This is a genomic window from Pseudomonas sp. GW823-FHT02C02, from assembly GCF_058797635.1.
Genome location: NZ_JBXAJV010000002.1, coordinates 461,166 through 476,838, shown reverse-complemented (window position 1 = coordinate 476,838; position 15,673 = coordinate 461,166). Strand labels below are relative to the sequence as shown.

Sequence of the window (15,673 nt, the reverse complement as noted above, 5' to 3'; positions counted from 1 at the left end):
CGAGGGGACTTATCCCCTCGCCACAATTGCGCATCCGCAATCAAGACCGGGTATTGGGCTTACTGAACGTTTTTCAGCTTGACCACATCACCGGAGATCTTGGTGGTGTAGCCGGTCAGGACCCACGCCCAGAACCAGTTTTCCTGCACCTGGGTGTTGATCATCGCGTCACCGCCTTTGGCTTTGATCGCCGCGTTCTGAGCGCGAACAAAACGGTTGTTCTGCTGGATCGGGATCACGCCGAACAGCAGCAGGCCCGTGGCGCTCGCTTCACTGTGGCCCAGGACGGTGTATTGACTGCTTTCATAATGCTGGGTGTTCATCGGCGTGCCGGTGCAACCCGCCAGAACCAGACCGAACAGGGCTACTGCGACAACTTTACTAACGTACTTCACTGAAAAAGCTCCATGAGATATTGCCCGGGATCCATCTCTCGGGCGGCGCACACTCTAACGGATGAGGTGGCCAATTGGTATCAGCTAAAGCAGCTGATTGGCCGCCCCTTGGTTGGCGGCGGCTTTTGTTCGAGAGAGTGAAACGTCGCGCCTCAGCTCTGAGTTATCGCAGCCGGTGAACGCGCAGATGAAACAGGCTCGGGAGCAGTCTCGTCGTCCAGCTTGATAAACATCGCCAGCAACGGCCCCATCAGCACCACGGCGATGGAAGCGCCGAACGCCACGGCCCAGTTGTTCCCCGTGATGTCCAGCAACCAGCCGATCACCACCGGTGACACGGCGCCCGCCAAGGCCATGCCGGTGAAGGTGCACGCGCTGGAAGTCGCCGAATGTTCGTGGGACACCTCGGTGCCAATGACCCAGAGCGGCGAGTCGGCCAGTTCCGAGCAGAAGAACGAGAAGCTCAGGCCGCAGGCGCAGATGATCAGGTCGTGGGTGAACATCAGCGGAATCAAGCCGATGATCGAGGCCAGGAAGCCAAAGATGATCAAGTCACGGCGTGAGCGCAGACGGTTGCCGGTGACTTTGAAGCGCCAGTCCGAGAGCATGCCGCCGACCGCGGTGCCGACGGTCCCGCCGAGCAGCACAAAGGTCGAAAACAACGCGGTGTGGGTCAGGTCCATGCCGTAGCGCTGGGTGAAGAACGATGGAATCCAGTTGAGGAAGAACCACAGCACCCAACCGTGACAGAAACAAGTGGCAGCGGCCGGCCACACTTTGCGCAGCATCTGCGGCCAATTCACCGGTTTGGCCGCCACGGGTGGTAGCGGCACGGCGGCGGTTTCGAGCAGTTTCTTCGATTCGCTCAGGCTGAAATACATGACGAACATGTAGATCAACGTCACCACGCCGAGAATGACGAAGGTCAGTCGCCACGAAAACTGAATGATCATGAACGTCACGATCAACGGCGCCAGTGCATTGGCCAGGCGTCCCGACGCATGCATCATGCCCTGGGCCGTGCCGCGCTGGGTGATAGGGATGGCGCGGGCAATCATGCGCGCCGCTGTCGGGTAGATCGGCGCTTCGCCGATACCAACCACGAAACGTGCAATCACCAAGACCACCAGACCACTGACCAGCCCTGTGGCAATGGTCGCGGCCGACCAGATTATGCCGTACAGCAACATCGCCTTGCGCGAGCCGATACGGTCACTGAACCAGCCGCCGGGAATCATGAAGCAGCTGTAGGCGATGGCGAAGGCGGAAAACATCATGCCCAGGTTGGTGTTGCTGAAACCCAGCTCCTTGCTGATCGTCGGGGCGGCGACGGCCAGGTTGGTGCGGTCCACGTACATGATGAACGCCATGATGCAAAGCAACACGAACGTCAGCGTTGCCCTGCGTTTTTGCGCGAGCGTAGTCGGAATCATTTTTTCCACCTTTTTTTATAGTTCTAGTGGGCAGGCGGTCATCCCGGACCGCCTGTCATTGCGTTACTTGAAGAAGCCGTGCAACACCTCGTAGGTCTCGTCCGGGCATTCTTCCTGCAGGTAGTGGCCTGAGGGCACGGTGGCGGTCTGCGCGATGTTGGTGGCGTAGCGGCTCCAGATTTCCGCGGCGTTATGGTTGCGCCCGACGCCACCCTTTTCGCCCCAGAGAATCAGTGCCGGATTGTCGATCCGCCGGCCCGCGTCGAAATCGGCGGTGTCCATGTCCAGGTCGATGCCGAAGGTGGCGCGATAGTCTTCGCACATGGCGTGGGTGGTGGCCGGATTCTTGATGCAGCGGATGTAATCGGCCAGCGCTTCGGCCCCAAAGAAACTGGTGCCCTGATCGGTCTTCGACAGCTTGCGGCGGATGAAGAACTCCGGATCGGCGTCCATCATTCGCTCTGGCGTCGGGGCGTCCTGGGTCATGAAGAACCAGTGCCAGGAAAACTTGCCCCACTGGCGTGTCACGTTATTCAACAAATAATGCTGCGGCAGCATGTCGACGAAACCGGCCTTGAGCACCTTGTCGCCGTGATCCAGGCACATGCGATGCAGGACCCGCGCGCCACGGTCGTGACCGGCGGCGTAGAACTGCTCGAAACCCAGCGATTGCATGACTTCAACCTGGTCCTGGGCCATGGCACGGAAGGAATAGGCCGAATGATCGCCACCGCCCTCGGGCTTGGAGCTGTCGCCGTAACCGCGCAAGTCGGTGCAGACCACGGTGAAATCCCTGGCCAGGCGCGGCGCGATCTTGTGCCAGGACAGGTGATTGAACGGGTTGCCGTGCATCAGCAGCAACGGTGGGCCTTCGCCGCCCACGACGGTGACAATCTCGGCACCGCTGGTTTTGGTAATGGTCTTGGTGAAATGCTCGAACATGGTGTCAGCCTCGATTTTCTTCTCGATCACTTGGCGGGTGTTTAGCGCTTGGATTTGCGCGCGGCAGCGTTGTCAGCGGCGACCCGGAACGCAGCCGCCATCGCGCCGACGTCTGCAATGCCTTTACCGACGATGTCATAAGCCACGCCGTGTGCCGGAGTCGCGTAAACAGTCTTCAGGCCACCGGTCAGGGTCACGCCGGACGAGAAGCCCAGCAGCTTGGTCGCGATCTGCCCCTGGTCGTGATACATGATCACCACTGCGTCGAAATCACCGTTGCGCGCCTTGATAAACACCGTGTCCGATGGAAACGGCCCCTCGCAGGCCAGGCCTTTGAGGCGCAAGGCTTCGAGCGTCGGGCGGATGATCGTGATCTCTTCATCACCAAACAGACCGTTCTCGCCGCCATGGGGATTGAGTGCCGCGACGCCGATACGCGGCGCGTTGTTGCCCAGCGCACGCAACGTGTCATGGGCCAGTTGCAGCGCCCCTTCGATGCGGTCCGGTTGCACCATGTCGACGGCTTTGCGCAGCGCTACATGGGAGGTCACGCGGAAGGTCGAAAACTGCGGGATGATGTTCACTTCGCCGAAGTAACCGACATGTTCGGTCCAGGCGGCAAACATCTGGTGTTCGTCGTGGTACTTCCAGCCACCGCGATGCAGCCCGGCCTTGTTGAGCGGCGCGAAGCAAATGCCATCGAGCTCACCGGCCAGGGCCATGTCGGTCATGATCTTGAGGGTTTCGCCGGTCAGACGACCCGACTCCGCGTTGACCAGACCGCGCTCATACAGCGCAGGATCCACGTTATGTAAATCGATCAAGGGCACGGCGGCCTGGGAGTGGTCGGCCTCGCGCAGGTGCACAATCTTCTGGTAAGGAATGCGCTGCCCGGCGTCACGCATGCCGAGCTCGAGCACTCGCTCGTCACCAATGATCACCACATCCGCCCGCTCACGTGCTTCAGGCGTCGACAACAGCTTGACGACCAACTCAGGGCCAATGCCGGTGACATCGCCCAGCATAAGTCCAATCAGGGGTTTCATCAGTTCTTCTCCAGTCCAGGCAAGGTGTGTCTTTTATTGTTATGGGCAGCGCCGATGGCGGAACGCAGGCCAGAAGTCCGGTGCAACCACTGAGGCCCATCCTAGGCCGACGGGCCGGGCCTTCAAGGTGCAAAACGTGGGGTGGGGGTTCACAGAATGTGGTTTGAGAGGGAGGGAATTATTGAGGCGTTGTTTAGGTGCACACATCGCCTTCATGCACATCAACTGCCCGTCGGTCTATCAGGTTGTTTGAGTGCAGATGTATTGGGCGCAAAACGTATAGCTAAAAATTCTTAAAAACTGTTATTTATTACAGGTGCCGACTTGCACGTGTAGTTCTATCTTCTGTTACGAAGCAAAAGAATGAGCCGCATAAATTATCGACTGCCCTTGCATATCTATATTCCTGCGAAACGCAGGCAATTTTAATTATCTACTTATAATTGGAGTCCATCATGACAGATAAAGAAAAAGACCGGATCAACCTAAAACTCGCCCCCCCCACTTTCGAGATCGACCCCCAAGCTGACTTCATTAATAGGATGGCCTACAGTGGCGACATCCATATCGGCTCTTGGACATCCACGACCGCTGATAATACCCTTAGTGCTGTAGATGCAGCCGCAGCAGTCTACAACTCAACTCGAGCAGATCTAGGAGAAACTCAAAATCGCTCGTTCAATCATTCAGAAGAAAAGTACATAAACTATATAATCAGCCAGAAAAACAGCACCTACTCGCATCGTTTCCCAGGAAATCTAACACCTGAAGACGAGAGAAATTGTGCTATCAAGATTCATGACGAGTTAAAAAATGAAACTTACATAAACGTAAACGGCAAACCTTATCCCTACAAAGACTTTTTAAGTGACTTCGAGAAAACCACTAAAAGCCAATAAAGCAAAAAATAAAAACTGTGAAAGGACGACAGACTTATTGATAGCTACAAACACACAACGCTCTTTTGGGCAATTAACTTAATCCCGGGGGCACAGAGACAACAACGCCGTTTTGATTGATATTGTTCGTGCATGCACACATCTAACAGTAATGCCGCGCTGACTGGCGTAAATCATCTTTCATTTCGCCGGTTTGGCACGCACGGCCGCTCGCGAGGTGTTGAACGCGACGGCAGCGTTGATCAACGCCTTCAACGCACTCTCATCAATCTCATCGCCTTCATGCACATCAATCGCCCGTCGGGTATTGCCTTCAAGACTGGCATTGAATAGTCCCGAAGGATCCTCCAGCGAAGCGCCCTTGGCGAAGGTCATTTTCACGGCGTTCTTGTACGTCTCGCCGGTGCAGATGATGCCCGCGTGTGACCACACCGGAACGCCCCGCCATTTCCATTCCTCGACCACATCGGGGTCGGCGTGCTGGATGATCGTTCGAATCCTGGCGAGCGTTTCGCCCCGCCAGTCACTCAGCTCTTTGATTCTCGCGTCTATCAGCGCAGAGGCGCCTTCGTCCTCTGCGTTCTTTGAGCCGATGGGTTCCTTGTTCATGAGATAACCGCCTCCTTCAGGATGGATTCGCCCGGTTCATGATAGATGGCGTTCACCCGCCTTTGAGGCGCGCTGACTGACGGCTTGCGTCCCTGACCGGTAATGACTGCAGTCAGTTATCAGAGTCCAGTCAATGCCTGGCCATCAATCCATGTAACACCCCGACCCTTAAACCCGCTTCCGAAGGCGTCATTTGCGACAGGCAAAAGACCTTGAACGCGGCCAGCATGACCACCAGTCCGCCAGGCAAGCTATTCAGGCGATGGGGTTGCAAACCCGCCAGCCTGAGGTGATTGACCTGCCCCGCTTCAAGCAGGCGCAACGACAGGCGCAGCAGGCCGCCGTAGGTGATTCCGCCTTGGTCATCATCGTTCAAGCCGTTGGCCTTGAGGACTTTGGCGAGCATCCGCGCGGTGCCTGAAGAGCCGATGGCCTGCTGCCAACCCAGCGCCCGGTAACGACGTGCGACCTTTTCAAACTGCACAGTGGCGACGCGCTCGGCTTCCAGCAGGGCCTGAGCCGTAATGCAGCCTCCGTGAAAATAACGCGTGCCAAAAGTGCTGCTGCCAATGGCAATGCTTTCGGTCAACAGGGGCTGTGCGCCCTGCCCCAGAATCAACTCGGTGGAGCCGCCGCCAATGTCCACCACGAGCCGCATACTCGCGGCACTCGGTGTCGTGTGGGCAACCCCGGCATACACCAGCCGGGCTTCTTCATGCCCGGAGATCACGTCAATCCGAAACCCCAGGTGACGCTCGGCGCTGGTCAAAAACAACTGGGCATTGTCGGCTTCGCGCACCGCGCTGGTCGCCACGGCCCGCACCCGTCCGGCCTCGAAGCCGCGCAGCTTTTTGCCGAATCGCGCGAGCGCCTGCCACCCTCGATCCAACGCCAACTCATCCAGCGCGCCGCCCTGGAATCCTTCCGCCAAACGGACGGGCTCGCGCAGGGTTTTGACTTCCTGGATCACAATCTGCTGGTTGCGTCTGACCGACTGGCCAATCATCAGGCGAAACGCATTGGAGCCCAGGTCAATGGCCGCAAACAGAGAGGCGTTCCCTTTCATGGTGGGGATTCCTGGCAGATTCATCAGCCCGCGGGCGGGTGCGCTGGGTATTGAAGATGGTTTGTGATGATCCTGCCATGCCTTAGGTGACACCAAGATGACACCGCCCCCCCTGCGTCGCTGTGTATCACAGTGTGTACGGCTACCCTCTTGATACATGCGTTTTCACCGGGCCTGCGTTTCGACACAGGCCAGATACGTCGCCGCGTTCAAATGTTTTCAAGGTTTCAAGGGGCTCAGCCAGAACCCCTGGCCAACGCCTTGCAACGGAGACATCACCATGAAGATGGCAATGCAGAACAAAACCGGCATGACTCGTCGCCACCTGGTCAGCTCGTCGATCCTGGCATTCGCCCTGTTCGGCGCGCTCGGTGCGGCCCACGCACAAACGAGCGCCACCGTGCAGCCGGCGGCGGTCAAGGCCGACGCCGCTCAGGCCACACCCTCCCCGTTCGGCCCGCTGAAGCACATCAAGGCAGGGCTGCTGAACGTGGCCTACGCCGAAACAGGCCCGGCTGATGGTCCGGTGGTGATCCTTCTGCACGGCTGGCCGTATGACATTCACAGCTATGACGAAGTCGCCCCGCTGCTTGCGGCGAAGGGCTATCGCGTGCTGATGCCGTACGCGCGTGGTTATGGCGATACGCATTTCCTGTCCGATAAAACCCTTCGCAACGGCCAACCGGCTGCATTGGCCAGCGACGTCATTGATTTCATGGATGCCCTGAAGATCAAACAAGCGGTGCTCGGTGGCTATGACTGGGGCGCGCGTTCCGCCGGCATCGTCTCGGCGCTGTGGCCAGAGCGGGTCAAGGCGCTGGTTTCGGTCAGCGGCTACCTGATCGGTAATCAGGCGGCCGGTAAAAACCCGCTGCCACCCAAGGCCGAATTGCAGTGGTGGTACCAGTTTTACTTCGCCACCGACCGTGGTCGTGCCGGGTACGAGAAAAACACTCATGATTTTGCCAAGCTGATCTGGCAACTGGCGTCGCCAAAATGGGCGTTCGATGACGCCACGTTTGACCGCAGCGCCAAGGCCCTGGACAACCCCGACCACGTCGAGATCACCGTCTTCAATTACCGCTGGCGCCTGGGCATGGTCCAGGGCGAGCCTCAATACGAGGCGCTCGAACAGAAACTGGCCACGGCGCCGTCCATCAGCGTGCCGACCATCACCCTTGAAGGCGATGCCAACGGTGCGCCGCACCCAGCCCCCGAGGATTACGCCAAGCGCTTCACCGGCAAATACGAGTTCCGGCTGATCAGCGGCGGCATCGGTCACAACTTGCCGCAGGAAGATCCACAGGCGTTCGCCAAGGCAGTGATTGATGCGGATCACCTTTGAGGCCGATCTGAAATAGTCCTTTCACAACGACGGCTCGTTTTATCAACGAGCCGTTTTATGTTGGAAAAAATTCCGCTGACCCCGTTCTGAACATCATTCCAGCAAAGACACCAGACGCGGCTCCAGGGACGTTTCGAACACATCCAGCAGCGCCAGCGTCACCGGCAGCTTGAAACGCCGCCGCCCCGCACTGCCGGGATTGAGGTAAAGCCGGTCGCCACGCCACTCTATCCGTGGTTTGTGCGAATGACCGGTGATCACTAGCTTGATGGCTGAGTCGAGCGCGGCCGGGACATCGGCGATGTCATGCACCAGCAGCGTTTCCCATCCATCGAGATCAAAACGAAGAAGGTCAGGAAGTTTTTCTGCCCACGGGGCGTCCAGGTCATTATTCCCACGGACAACGTACAGCGCAGCGATAGCCTTGAGTTGATCGAGAATGTCGGCGTTGCCGATGTCGCCCGCGTGAATGATCCGCTCACAACCCGCCAGGGCAGCCAGGGCTTCGGCACGGAGCAAGCCGTGAGTATCGGAAATCACACCAACTTTCATGCGCCGCTCCAGATCAGGTTCAAGGATGAGTGACAGCTCCGTCCCGCAACGTCCGCCTGACCTCAGCCTGTATGGCATAAGCCGGCGCCTCCACCGCATTGAAATCTTGTGTATACCGCTGGGCAAATCCTTCTACCCCCCATTCCTGGAACTGCTGCACATGCTTGAGCTCGTGCGCCCAGAGCACGATGTTCTGCTCTGCGCTTTCAGCATCCCGGAAGAGGATGATGTCGATCAGCGTCACGGCACCGACATCGGGGTTTTGCAGCATGGCAGTGGCGGCGTTGAACTGGCCGTTATCGCTGACTTTGTAGCGTGCGGCATCGAGGACGACGGGATCGTACCAGCGCAGCAATTGCTCCCGGATGTGCGGTGGAATGGGTTGCAGGCCGGTGACGGCGGCGTCGGCGCGGGCCTGGGTCAGCCACAGCGCCAAGGCTGGCGCGGCGATCTGGTAAAGGTCATCCGTCAGTCCCATGTCTGGCAGGCAGATGCAGCCGTCCAGGCACACTTGCTTCTCGCCAGCCGGGCAGGCGCCGGACTGGGCTGACACTTCAAGCGTCAGGCAAAGAACAACAAGCGCCACCAGGCGCGTGATGATGGGCGGCATTGGACGCTCCTGGGACGGATGCGGCGCTAACAGTGAATCGGCGTGTCGGCAAAACATCGCTGGACACGACAGACCACTTTTTCCTGCAACTCACTCGCTCTCAGAGGAAGTGGTGGGGTCGAGAGTGGATTCAGCCGCGAGCTTCAATCGATCAGCCTTGCTGATGTATTTAGACTTGCTTGCCGGTGCAAGTTTGGCACTGGCTTTTTTGGCATGCGCCTTTAATAGCTGCTTGATTTTTTTTTGACGATTCATGGTTTTCCACTCGGTGTGTCAGCGCCCGAATGATATCAGCTTAAATGGCCGGACCCGATCCCCGGGGTGCGCACAGGATGCACAACGCGAGCAATTGACGACAAATCGCAGGCGCTGGCAGAACCGCCCGCCACCGAACGCCTGCCACCGCCGCAATCAGGCCAAGGCTGCGAAAAGCACTACCCCAGGGAATAGGCGGGGAAGTCCGTATAACCGACCTCGCCGCGGCGGGTGTAATACGCTGATCGGTCCGCTTCGGCTAACGGCCAGCCGTGCTTGAGACGCTCTGCAAGGTCCGGGTTGGCGATAAAGGGTCTGCCGAAGGCAATTAAGTCCACCAACCCGGTGTCGAGCGCAGCCTGCGCGCTGTTGCGATCAGTGAACCCGCCACACCAGATGATTGCGCCAGGGAACGCGGCCCGAACCTTGGCCAGCAGAGCGTGGTCGAGGTGGTTCGATTTGAACTCGGCCAACTCCATGTTTTCCTCAGGCATCAGCTCGTAGACCAGGTGCAGATAGGCGACGCCGAGACGACCCAGACGCTCCGCCACGTACAGCAAGGTTTCCTCGGTCAGCGGGTCCGCCGGAATACCGTTGAACTTGCCAAACGGCGACAGGCGCACACCCACACGCCCCGGCCCCCACTCACGCACCGCCGCTTCAACGACTTCCAGCAGGAACCGTGTACGGCTTTCCAAGCTGCCGCCTCCATATGAATCGGTGCGCGTATTGAGCACCGAGTTCATGAACTGCTCGACCAGATAGCCATTGGCACCATGGATTTCGACACCGTCAAACCCGGCCTCCCGAGCGTGGATGCACTCTTGTGTAAACGTGTCGACCAATGCCATCACCTCCTCTGACGTCAGGCGCCGAGGCTGGCCCGCCGGGATGTGGTCCAACTTGCCATCCGGGCCGTGAGCGAACACTTGCGACTCAGCCCTTTCGTCGGTCACGCCCCAAGGCGCCTCGCCGTTCGGCATGAGCGATGGATGGGCCATCCGGCCGACGTGCCACAGTTGCAGAAATATCGTGCCGCCGTTGCGGTGAACCTGATCGGTCACCAGGTGCCAGCCTTGCCGTTGGGCTGGTGTGTAGATACCGGGTGTCATGGCGTAGCCATTGCTGGAAGGCGCAACGTCCGTTGCCTCGGCGACGATCAGGCCGGCACTGGCTCGCTGCCCGTAATAGGTGGCCATCAATTCATTGGGGACGTCACCCTCGGACGTCCGCGTGCGCGTCATGGGCGCCATGACGATACGGTTTTTCAATCTGAGGGTGCCGCCAACCAACTGAGATTCAAACAGGTCTATCATTGGGCTTCCTTCGGGTCGCATCTGATCGGAAGGAAAAGCGTACTGATCGTCAGTCGTGCCTATCTACACACCGTTTAGTCAGTGGTACCCAATGAAGACAATCAATAGACTACCGGGCTTGCCGATCGAGCGCACGCTGGCTGTGCTCTCCGGGCGCTGGAAGGGAGTCATCCTTCATGTGCTGCTGGACGGACCGCAACGCACCTGTGATCTGGAGAAGCGCATCGTCGGCGTTTCACAGAAGGTGTTGATCGAGCAACTGCGAGCGCTTGAGGAACACGGGATGGTGAGCCGGCAACCCAGCGCCCGGGATCGTCAGGGGGTCGAATACCTGCTCACCCCGCTGGGCGAAAGCCTGCGGCCCATCCTAGAATTGTTGATCGAATGGGGCGTCCATCACGCGATGGAACTCGACGAGGCCGATCGGCTGTTGCCCTGCGAGGCAGTTGTTCGAGATCGCATTATCCGATCAGAGAATGAGAATGCCTGACTGGGTGCCCGGCATCGCGCCGTGCTGATACGCATTGGGCCAGGTTAGCGCTGGCCCGGTAAAAGTTGTGGCCCCCCGGAGTGTGGCCGCCGGTCAGCTTGACGACCACGCCCGGTGCCACCTCATATTCGTCTTCGAACGTCTTCAGCTGGTTGTGGAAGGCATCCATGAACTGCTGGGCCGTGGACCGCAAAACGTCGGGCACCGGCGTCGGCATGGTGGTTTGGGTGAAGTCGGGAGTCGCCCAGAAATCGACCTCGGTCGCCGAAACGTGAATTCGCACATCAGGACGCAACCGGTTCTTCACCTCATCGACGAGCAGCCCGCCGATATGGTCCATGTGCATGTGGGTGATCACCACGTCGGTCACCGACGCCAGGTCGATGCCGGCCGACTCCAGACGCTTGGGGAACTGCCCGGCCCGCGGAAAGCCGGGGAACTGCCCACCCAGCCCAGCGTCGACCAAGATGGTCTGGTCGCCGCTGCGCAGCACCAGAACGTTGAGCGGCCAATCGAATGCGTCCGGCCCCAGGTATTGATCCTTGAACCAGGCCTCGCGATCGGCGGGGTCGACATTGGTGGACATCGTCGACGTCGGCAGCGGCAGCACCCCATCGCTGATCACCAGCACGTCAATCTCGCCGACTCGCAGGGCATAGCGCGAAGAAACCATCTCTTGCGCCCCCGTTCCGCCGAAATTCGAGGTGGTGTACAAGCTTAAGCCGGAGTCCGGCTGACCGCTCACTGGCTGAGATGCTCCATCCTTTGGGGTGGGGATGTTCAGATGCGTCGTCATGGTTTTTCTCCGATTGCCTGACTCAAGGGGTCTTAAGCGAAAGCCACTCTCTCGAGGTGAAAGGGACTGATCGTTCAGGAATCGAGTCTGCATCGCGACGCACCACGCCAGCTACCATACCCGGGTATGGTGAGCTTGCACCTTAGCGTGATCGTTTCATGCAAAAGTGTGGAGACGGGCTCTACGAAGTCACACGCACTAAGCCACCTTTTCGCCGCCTCGCCGTTTACCCACGCTGAACCTCGCGCCCGCCCGAAGCGCATGGCGGAGTTTCAGCGCCGGCCGTTCGATGCTGTAGTACGAAACGCAACTCAACCCGAACGACAGGATCAGAACGGCGGCAACGATGTGCGCGTCGTAGGCCACGGGCCAGAAAGCACGCAGGAAGTACATCACCACAAAGTGATTCAAAAACACGCCATAGCTGATGTCCCCGAGGAATTCGTCAACCCGGTGAAACTTGAGTTTCGTCAGCACGTACACGGCCGGGATGCCTAAGGCGATGCCCGCCGTCACCTCCGCGTTAAACGGCCGACGCTCAATCAGTCCCGCTTCGATGGCCGCAAACATCAAGGCAGCCACCACGGCAGTGCCGGCAGCGATCGCTAAACCCTTCGCCTGCGGTTTGTACAGGTAGCTGCCGCACAGGAACATGAACAAGACGCCCGGCAACAGGCGATAGCCGTACACATCGGTGTTGAGGAAACCAAGACACGCAGTCATAAATACGGCGACAGACAAGACAAACGCAACGCCCCTCGCCTTGTAGATCAACAGGAATGGAATCACCAGGTAGAAACACATCTCCAGCCCCAGAGACCAGGCCGGCGGCAAAATCAGCGGCCCGGCGAGCCCGAACATGTAGAAGCCGAGGGGCACCATCGTGAGGCTCGCCGCGATGTTCCCGAGCGTCAGCTCGGCGGCTTGAGGCGTGCCGGGCAGCAGGCAATAAATCACGGCGCACGATGCCAGGAAGTAGAACAGGAATTGAGGGTAAAGCCTCAAGGCCCTGTCCATGTAGAACAGCCCGATTTTCTGCGGCGCCTTGTAATTGCGCTCAATGAGCGAGGTCATTACAAAGCCGCTGATGATCAGAAAGGAAATCACGGCAACCACGCCAGGGTTAAGCCCCACGAACGTTTTACCCATATGAGAAACGGCCACAAGAATAGCCAACAGCAAACGATAAGCGCCCACTTACACTCCTGACGTCCTTGTATTTATGGCGCGTAAACTACGATGCTTTGCGTCCTGAGAACAGGATTATTTCGTGCTGCGGGAACCTGTTTACATTCGTGTGAGATCGACCAGGCAATCCGTGCCGTATGGCGATTCGAATTGGCCCTGACAAAAAAAAGCCCCGCGACCGAAAGGCGGTGCGGGGCAAAAAATTGGTTGGTTGCGGCCAACCAAAGGAGCGCTTGAAAAACGTTTACGGGTCGGGGTCAGATGCAATCCTGGGCGGCGCGTCCGAAACTCGACGGCAGGAAGTTCGAGGCCAGCAAGTGCCGCTCGTAGATGAACACCTTGCCGCCACTGCCGGACTTGTAGGCCTCCAGTACGTTGTCCGCAGAGACTTTGCTCGGCACCACGATCCGGTAGCTGCGCTGGGTCTGCGAGACGGTCGGGTTCAACGCACTGCCCTGCAATTTCGGTACGACGCAGTCGGCGTATTGCGCAGGTGTCTTACTGGTCTGCAGGGTCAGCGTCGGGTCGTTCGGCGCAGAGGCGCAACCGGCGAGCAATAAAGAGGCAAACGCCATGGCAGGCACAAATAAAGGGCGCATGGATGTCATCCTGAAAATAAAAAGTCCGGTTCATCGCGTGACGGGTCAGCGTCACGGGCTGTGTTCGATGGGGGCGATTTTCCGGTGATTACTGACAAAGCAGAACTTGTCTTTCGTGATTATCACTATTACCTCACGCAATAGTTGCGCGCCGTGCAGACTCGTACACACTCAATCACAACCGAAATACATTGATGAGGCCTCTCCTTGAGAACGTTTGACCTGATCCGCGACGCCGTCCTGCCCGAGTTCCGTGACCGGGTGGCCGAGTACTTGATCCAGTACGAAACTGTACTGCTGTGCGAAAACCCGCACGACCGGGAGTTAACCCGTGCCACCGCCAACCAGCTGCGCGGTTATTTGCGCGGGCTGAACACCACGCGGGTGTTGGGCATGGCTGATTGGGAGGAGCTGGATCGGCGGGTGGTGGATACATGGCTAGCGCCCGACCAATGACAGCGGGTCCAGACTCCGGTCTCGGTCGATGAGACGGTTCACCCGTTGGTGGATCATCTAGTGGGGTAATCGCGCTACGCCCTGCTGGGTATGTCCAACAGGATCATGGTGGCGAAAATCAAGGCGAACCGGGTTTTAATCGGGACTGAAGCAATAGGCCGCCAGTTTGTTGCCGTCCAGATCACGGGCATAGGCAGCGTAGGCATTCGGTGCCCAGCCACGCGGTCCCGGCAGGCATTCACAGGTACCGCCAGCGGCCAAAACGGCTGCATGGAACGCGTCGATGGCGGCACGGGGCGGCGCTTCGAAACTGATGGTCACCCCATTACCGACGCTGGCAGGTGCGTCGTTCGCCGATATCAGAACAAAGAAGGACGGTGCGCTCTCGCCCCATATGCACCACTGGCTTGATGAAAGCGTTAACGGCGTAAAAACCGGTCTTTTTTGCCCCATCCAAAGGGCTTTAAGAGCTTGCTGAGCGGTTTTAACTGTTCGTGGAAACGTCACGGACTTGATCAGTTTGCGAAACGTCAGCACGGTCTCCTGGCGTCGATGTAGAAAACCAAATCTGACGTTTTTACACACTCTCGGCCAGAAGCTGCCGGTCAAAAGTACAGAAAACAAATCTGTCCCTTTCTTCTTTCTGGCCGGTTGGCTGACCGGATTGCGGGTTACGCGGGATGGTCACGTTGTGGCTGAGGGCCTTCTGGACGCAATTCGACGCAGAGTCCTTCGCAGCCGCCAATTGCCAGCAGGTCTGTTCGATCAGTGAGAAACATTCGCTCCATGGCGGAGCAGGCCTGCCTGGAATCAAGCCCGGACGTACTGCTCAGTACCCGAACCACACAGTCCGTGTTGGATCGCCCGCGCTTGCGTGGCGCCGATCCGGGTCAATTTTCATATTGAGCATCATCTGATGGCGTCAGCGCCCTATTTCCGCTTGCCTAAATTGCATGCACTTTAGCGCCAGCGCGGCATCGTGCCGCAACCACCCACCTACTTGCAGGTGCTCAAGCGTGTGAGCATGCGAGCTCACAACGTCTGATTGATAAACCGGGGGATTCAGGGATTTAACGGGCTATAAAAGTAGACGTTCAAGAACGCACAGCGACGTTATTGAGCTATACCCAATAGTCCCCCCACCGCACTACTTCCAATATTGGAGGTTGGCAATGAAACTCCGTCTCCCCCTGTCAGTGCTATTGACTACCGCAAGTCTCTTCGGCTGCACCAGCTCCTCACACCAATCAATGAATCTTCCGTTGGCAGCGACCCATAAAAACCCTGGTCATACCGCCACGACTATATTGACTGGCGAAGGCAATCAAACCAACTTTGACTTCTACATTACCGGCGTTCCAAACGGGACCATCCTGCCGCCGCGCATCTACACCTTCATCAACAAAGGCAGTTGCCAGCAACCCGGGCCAGTCGCGTACGCAATGAACGATAAGGTCAACACCGAACCCAATGCAGGCACCGGTGGATGGACCTTTTACAGAAGCGCGCCCATTACAATGCCAGACCTGCTTTCCGGCAAGTACGCCGTTGTCGTGCGTACTTCACCCGAGGATGGCAGCGCCGATATTTTCTGCGGCGATATTGCACACGCGACTCGATGAACCGTCGGTAGTCATTTTTAAGTCGAGTCGCGCTTTGTGGCGATTGTGTTTACC

General features: G+C 58.2%; 18 protein-coding genes and 1 pseudogene. 5 read left to right on the top strand and 14 right to left on the bottom strand.

Features of this window, described 5'->3' with window-relative positions:
- Window positions 1–59: 59 nt before the first annotated feature.
- The 4 genes from AC1ROI_RS04900 to AC1ROI_RS04885 form a co-directional block, all read right to left on the bottom strand.
- Window positions 60–395 carry a hypothetical protein gene (locus AC1ROI_RS04900; RefSeq protein WP_010459119.1) on the bottom strand — a complete coding sequence of 112 codons (336 nt, stop codon included), beginning with the start codon at window positions 393–395 and terminating at the stop codon, window positions 60–62.
- Window positions 396–547: 152 nt separating this feature from the next.
- Window positions 548–1,828, bottom strand: coding sequence for an MFS transporter (locus AC1ROI_RS04895; protein ID WP_102593370.1), 1,281 nt, complete (start codon window positions 1,826–1,828; stop codon window positions 548–550).
- Window positions 1,829–1,891: 63 nt separating this feature from the next.
- Entirely contained in the window at window positions 1,892–2,770 is an 879-nt protein-coding gene (locus AC1ROI_RS04890; protein ID WP_102593369.1) for an alpha/beta fold hydrolase, read from the bottom strand.
- Between the two features lie 41 nt (window positions 2,771–2,811).
- On the bottom strand, window positions 2,812–3,816 hold the full coding sequence (locus tag AC1ROI_RS04885; protein WP_010459116.1) for a PdxA family dehydrogenase: 1,005 nt from the start codon (window positions 3,814–3,816) through the stop codon (window positions 2,812–2,814).
- Window positions 3,817–4,271: 455 nt separating this feature from the next.
- Here AC1ROI_RS04885 and AC1ROI_RS04880 point away from each other — a divergent pair, with 455 nt between their 5' ends.
- A complete protein-coding gene (locus tag AC1ROI_RS04880) occupies window positions 4,272–4,715 on the top strand; it encodes a hypothetical protein (RefSeq protein WP_102593368.1) in 444 nt (147 codons plus the stop codon).
- Window positions 4,716–4,895: 180 nt separating this feature from the next.
- Here AC1ROI_RS04880 and AC1ROI_RS04875 read toward each other — a convergent pair whose 3' ends face one another.
- Together AC1ROI_RS04875 and AC1ROI_RS04870 are read right to left on the bottom strand one after the other, a co-directional pair.
- Entirely contained in the window at window positions 4,896–5,324 is a 429-nt protein-coding gene (locus tag AC1ROI_RS04875) for a DUF1801 domain-containing protein (RefSeq protein ID WP_010459115.1), read from the bottom strand.
- A 130-nt stretch (window positions 5,325–5,454) separates the two neighbouring features.
- Complete coding sequence (locus AC1ROI_RS04870; protein WP_102593367.1) at window positions 5,455–6,390, bottom strand: Ppx/GppA phosphatase family protein; 936 nt, start codon at window positions 6,388–6,390, stop codon at window positions 5,455–5,457.
- Between the two features lie 280 nt (window positions 6,391–6,670).
- Here AC1ROI_RS04870 and AC1ROI_RS04865 point away from each other — a divergent pair, with 280 nt between their 5' ends.
- Complete coding sequence (locus tag AC1ROI_RS04865; protein ID WP_077750086.1) at window positions 6,671–7,735, top strand: alpha/beta fold hydrolase; 1,065 nt, start codon at window positions 6,671–6,673, stop codon at window positions 7,733–7,735.
- Between the two features lie 93 nt (window positions 7,736–7,828).
- Here the strand turns inward: AC1ROI_RS04865 and AC1ROI_RS04860 are convergent, their stop codons facing one another.
- From AC1ROI_RS04860 to AC1ROI_RS04845, 4 genes are all read right to left on the bottom strand, one after another.
- The gene (locus tag AC1ROI_RS04860; RefSeq protein ID WP_102593366.1) at window positions 7,829–8,287 is read right to left on the bottom strand and encodes a metallophosphoesterase family protein; all 459 of its coding nucleotides are present in this window, start codon (window positions 8,285–8,287) and stop codon (window positions 7,829–7,831) included.
- 19 nt (window positions 8,288–8,306) lie between these two features.
- Complete coding sequence (locus AC1ROI_RS04855) at window positions 8,307–8,897, bottom strand: eCIS core domain-containing protein (RefSeq protein WP_102593365.1); 591 nt, start codon at window positions 8,895–8,897, stop codon at window positions 8,307–8,309.
- Window positions 8,898–8,987: 90 nt separating this feature from the next.
- Entirely contained in the window at window positions 8,988–9,152 is a 165-nt protein-coding gene (locus tag AC1ROI_RS04850) for a DUF2986 domain-containing protein (RefSeq protein ID WP_010459110.1), read from the bottom strand.
- A 179-nt stretch (window positions 9,153–9,331) separates the two neighbouring features.
- Complete coding sequence (locus AC1ROI_RS04845; protein WP_102593364.1) at window positions 9,332–10,468, bottom strand: alkene reductase; 1,137 nt, start codon at window positions 10,466–10,468, stop codon at window positions 9,332–9,334.
- Window positions 10,469–10,559: 91 nt separating this feature from the next.
- Between AC1ROI_RS04845 and AC1ROI_RS04840 the strand changes: the two genes are divergently transcribed.
- A complete protein-coding gene (locus tag AC1ROI_RS04840) occupies window positions 10,560–10,958 on the top strand; it encodes a winged helix-turn-helix transcriptional regulator (protein WP_083377109.1) in 399 nt (132 codons plus the stop codon).
- A gap of 66 nt (window positions 10,959–11,024) precedes the next feature.
- Here AC1ROI_RS04840 and AC1ROI_RS04835 read toward each other — a convergent pair.
- The 3 genes and pseudogenes from AC1ROI_RS04835 to AC1ROI_RS04825 form a co-directional block, all read right to left on the bottom strand.
- Window positions 11,025–11,754 (bottom strand): annotated as a pseudogene (locus AC1ROI_RS04835) (MBL fold metallo-hydrolase); the annotation flags it as partial.
- 198 nt (window positions 11,755–11,952) lie between these two features.
- Window positions 11,953–12,951, bottom strand: coding sequence for an acyltransferase family protein (locus tag AC1ROI_RS04830; RefSeq protein ID WP_102593362.1), 999 nt, complete (start codon window positions 12,949–12,951; stop codon window positions 11,953–11,955).
- Between the two features lie 248 nt (window positions 12,952–13,199).
- Window positions 13,200–13,541, bottom strand: coding sequence for a YajG family lipoprotein (locus AC1ROI_RS04825; RefSeq protein WP_077750079.1), 342 nt, complete (start codon window positions 13,539–13,541; stop codon window positions 13,200–13,202).
- A 207-nt stretch (window positions 13,542–13,748) separates the two neighbouring features.
- Here AC1ROI_RS04825 and AC1ROI_RS04820 point away from each other — a divergent pair, with 207 nt between their 5' ends.
- Window positions 13,749–13,997, top strand: a complete 249-nt coding sequence (locus tag AC1ROI_RS04820) for a hypothetical protein (RefSeq protein WP_077750078.1) — start codon at window positions 13,749–13,751, stop codon at window positions 13,995–13,997.
- Between the two features lie 135 nt (window positions 13,998–14,132).
- Here AC1ROI_RS04820 and AC1ROI_RS04815 read toward each other — a convergent pair whose 3' ends face one another.
- Window positions 14,133–14,534 (bottom strand): VOC family protein, encoded by a 402-nt coding sequence (locus tag AC1ROI_RS04815; RefSeq protein WP_256580128.1) that lies wholly within the window; start codon window positions 14,532–14,534, stop codon window positions 14,133–14,135.
- A 635-nt stretch (window positions 14,535–15,169) separates the two neighbouring features.
- Here AC1ROI_RS04815 and AC1ROI_RS04810 point away from each other — a divergent pair.
- Window positions 15,170–15,619 carry a hypothetical protein gene (locus AC1ROI_RS04810; protein ID WP_102593361.1) on the top strand — a complete coding sequence of 150 codons (450 nt, stop codon included), beginning with the start codon at window positions 15,170–15,172 and terminating at the stop codon, window positions 15,617–15,619.
- Window positions 15,620–15,673: the final 54 nt, after the last annotated feature.

Coding starts and splice junctions, on each gene's coding strand:
- AC1ROI_RS04895 (WP_102593370.1), bottom strand. CDS start 1,828: ATGATTCCGACTACGCTCGCGCAAAAACGCAGGGCAACGCTGACGTTC.
- AC1ROI_RS04890 (WP_102593369.1), bottom strand. CDS start 2,770: ATGTTCGAGCATTTCACCAAGACCATTACCAAAACCAGCGGTGCCGAG.
- AC1ROI_RS04885 (WP_010459116.1), bottom strand. CDS start 3,816: ATGAAACCCCTGATTGGACTTATGCTGGGCGATGTCACCGGCATTGGC.
- AC1ROI_RS04880 (WP_102593368.1), top strand. CDS start 4,272: ATGACAGATAAAGAAAAAGACCGGATCAACCTAAAACTCGCCCCCCCC.
- AC1ROI_RS04875 (WP_010459115.1), bottom strand. CDS start 5,324: ATGAACAAGGAACCCATCGGCTCAAAGAACGCAGAGGACGAAGGCGCC.
- AC1ROI_RS04870 (WP_102593367.1), bottom strand. CDS start 6,390: ATGAAAGGGAACGCCTCTCTGTTTGCGGCCATTGACCTGGGCTCCAAT.
- AC1ROI_RS04865 (WP_077750086.1), top strand. CDS start 6,671: ATGAAGATGGCAATGCAGAACAAAACCGGCATGACTCGTCGCCACCTG.
- AC1ROI_RS04860 (WP_102593366.1), bottom strand. CDS start 8,287: ATGAAAGTTGGTGTGATTTCCGATACTCACGGCTTGCTCCGTGCCGAA.
- AC1ROI_RS04855 (WP_102593365.1), bottom strand. CDS start 8,897: ATGCCGCCCATCATCACGCGCCTGGTGGCGCTTGTTGTTCTTTGCCTG.
- AC1ROI_RS04850 (WP_010459110.1), bottom strand. CDS start 9,152: ATGAATCGTCAAAAAAAAATCAAGCAGCTATTAAAGGCGCATGCCAAA.
- AC1ROI_RS04845 (WP_102593364.1), bottom strand. CDS start 10,468: ATGATAGACCTGTTTGAATCTCAGTTGGTTGGCGGCACCCTCAGATTG.
- AC1ROI_RS04840 (WP_083377109.1), top strand. CDS start 10,560: ATGAAGACAATCAATAGACTACCGGGCTTGCCGATCGAGCGCACGCTG.
- AC1ROI_RS04825 (WP_077750079.1), bottom strand. CDS start 13,541: ATGCGCCCTTTATTTGTGCCTGCCATGGCGTTTGCCTCTTTATTGCTC.
- AC1ROI_RS04810 (WP_102593361.1), top strand. CDS start 15,170: ATGAAACTCCGTCTCCCCCTGTCAGTGCTATTGACTACCGCAAGTCTC.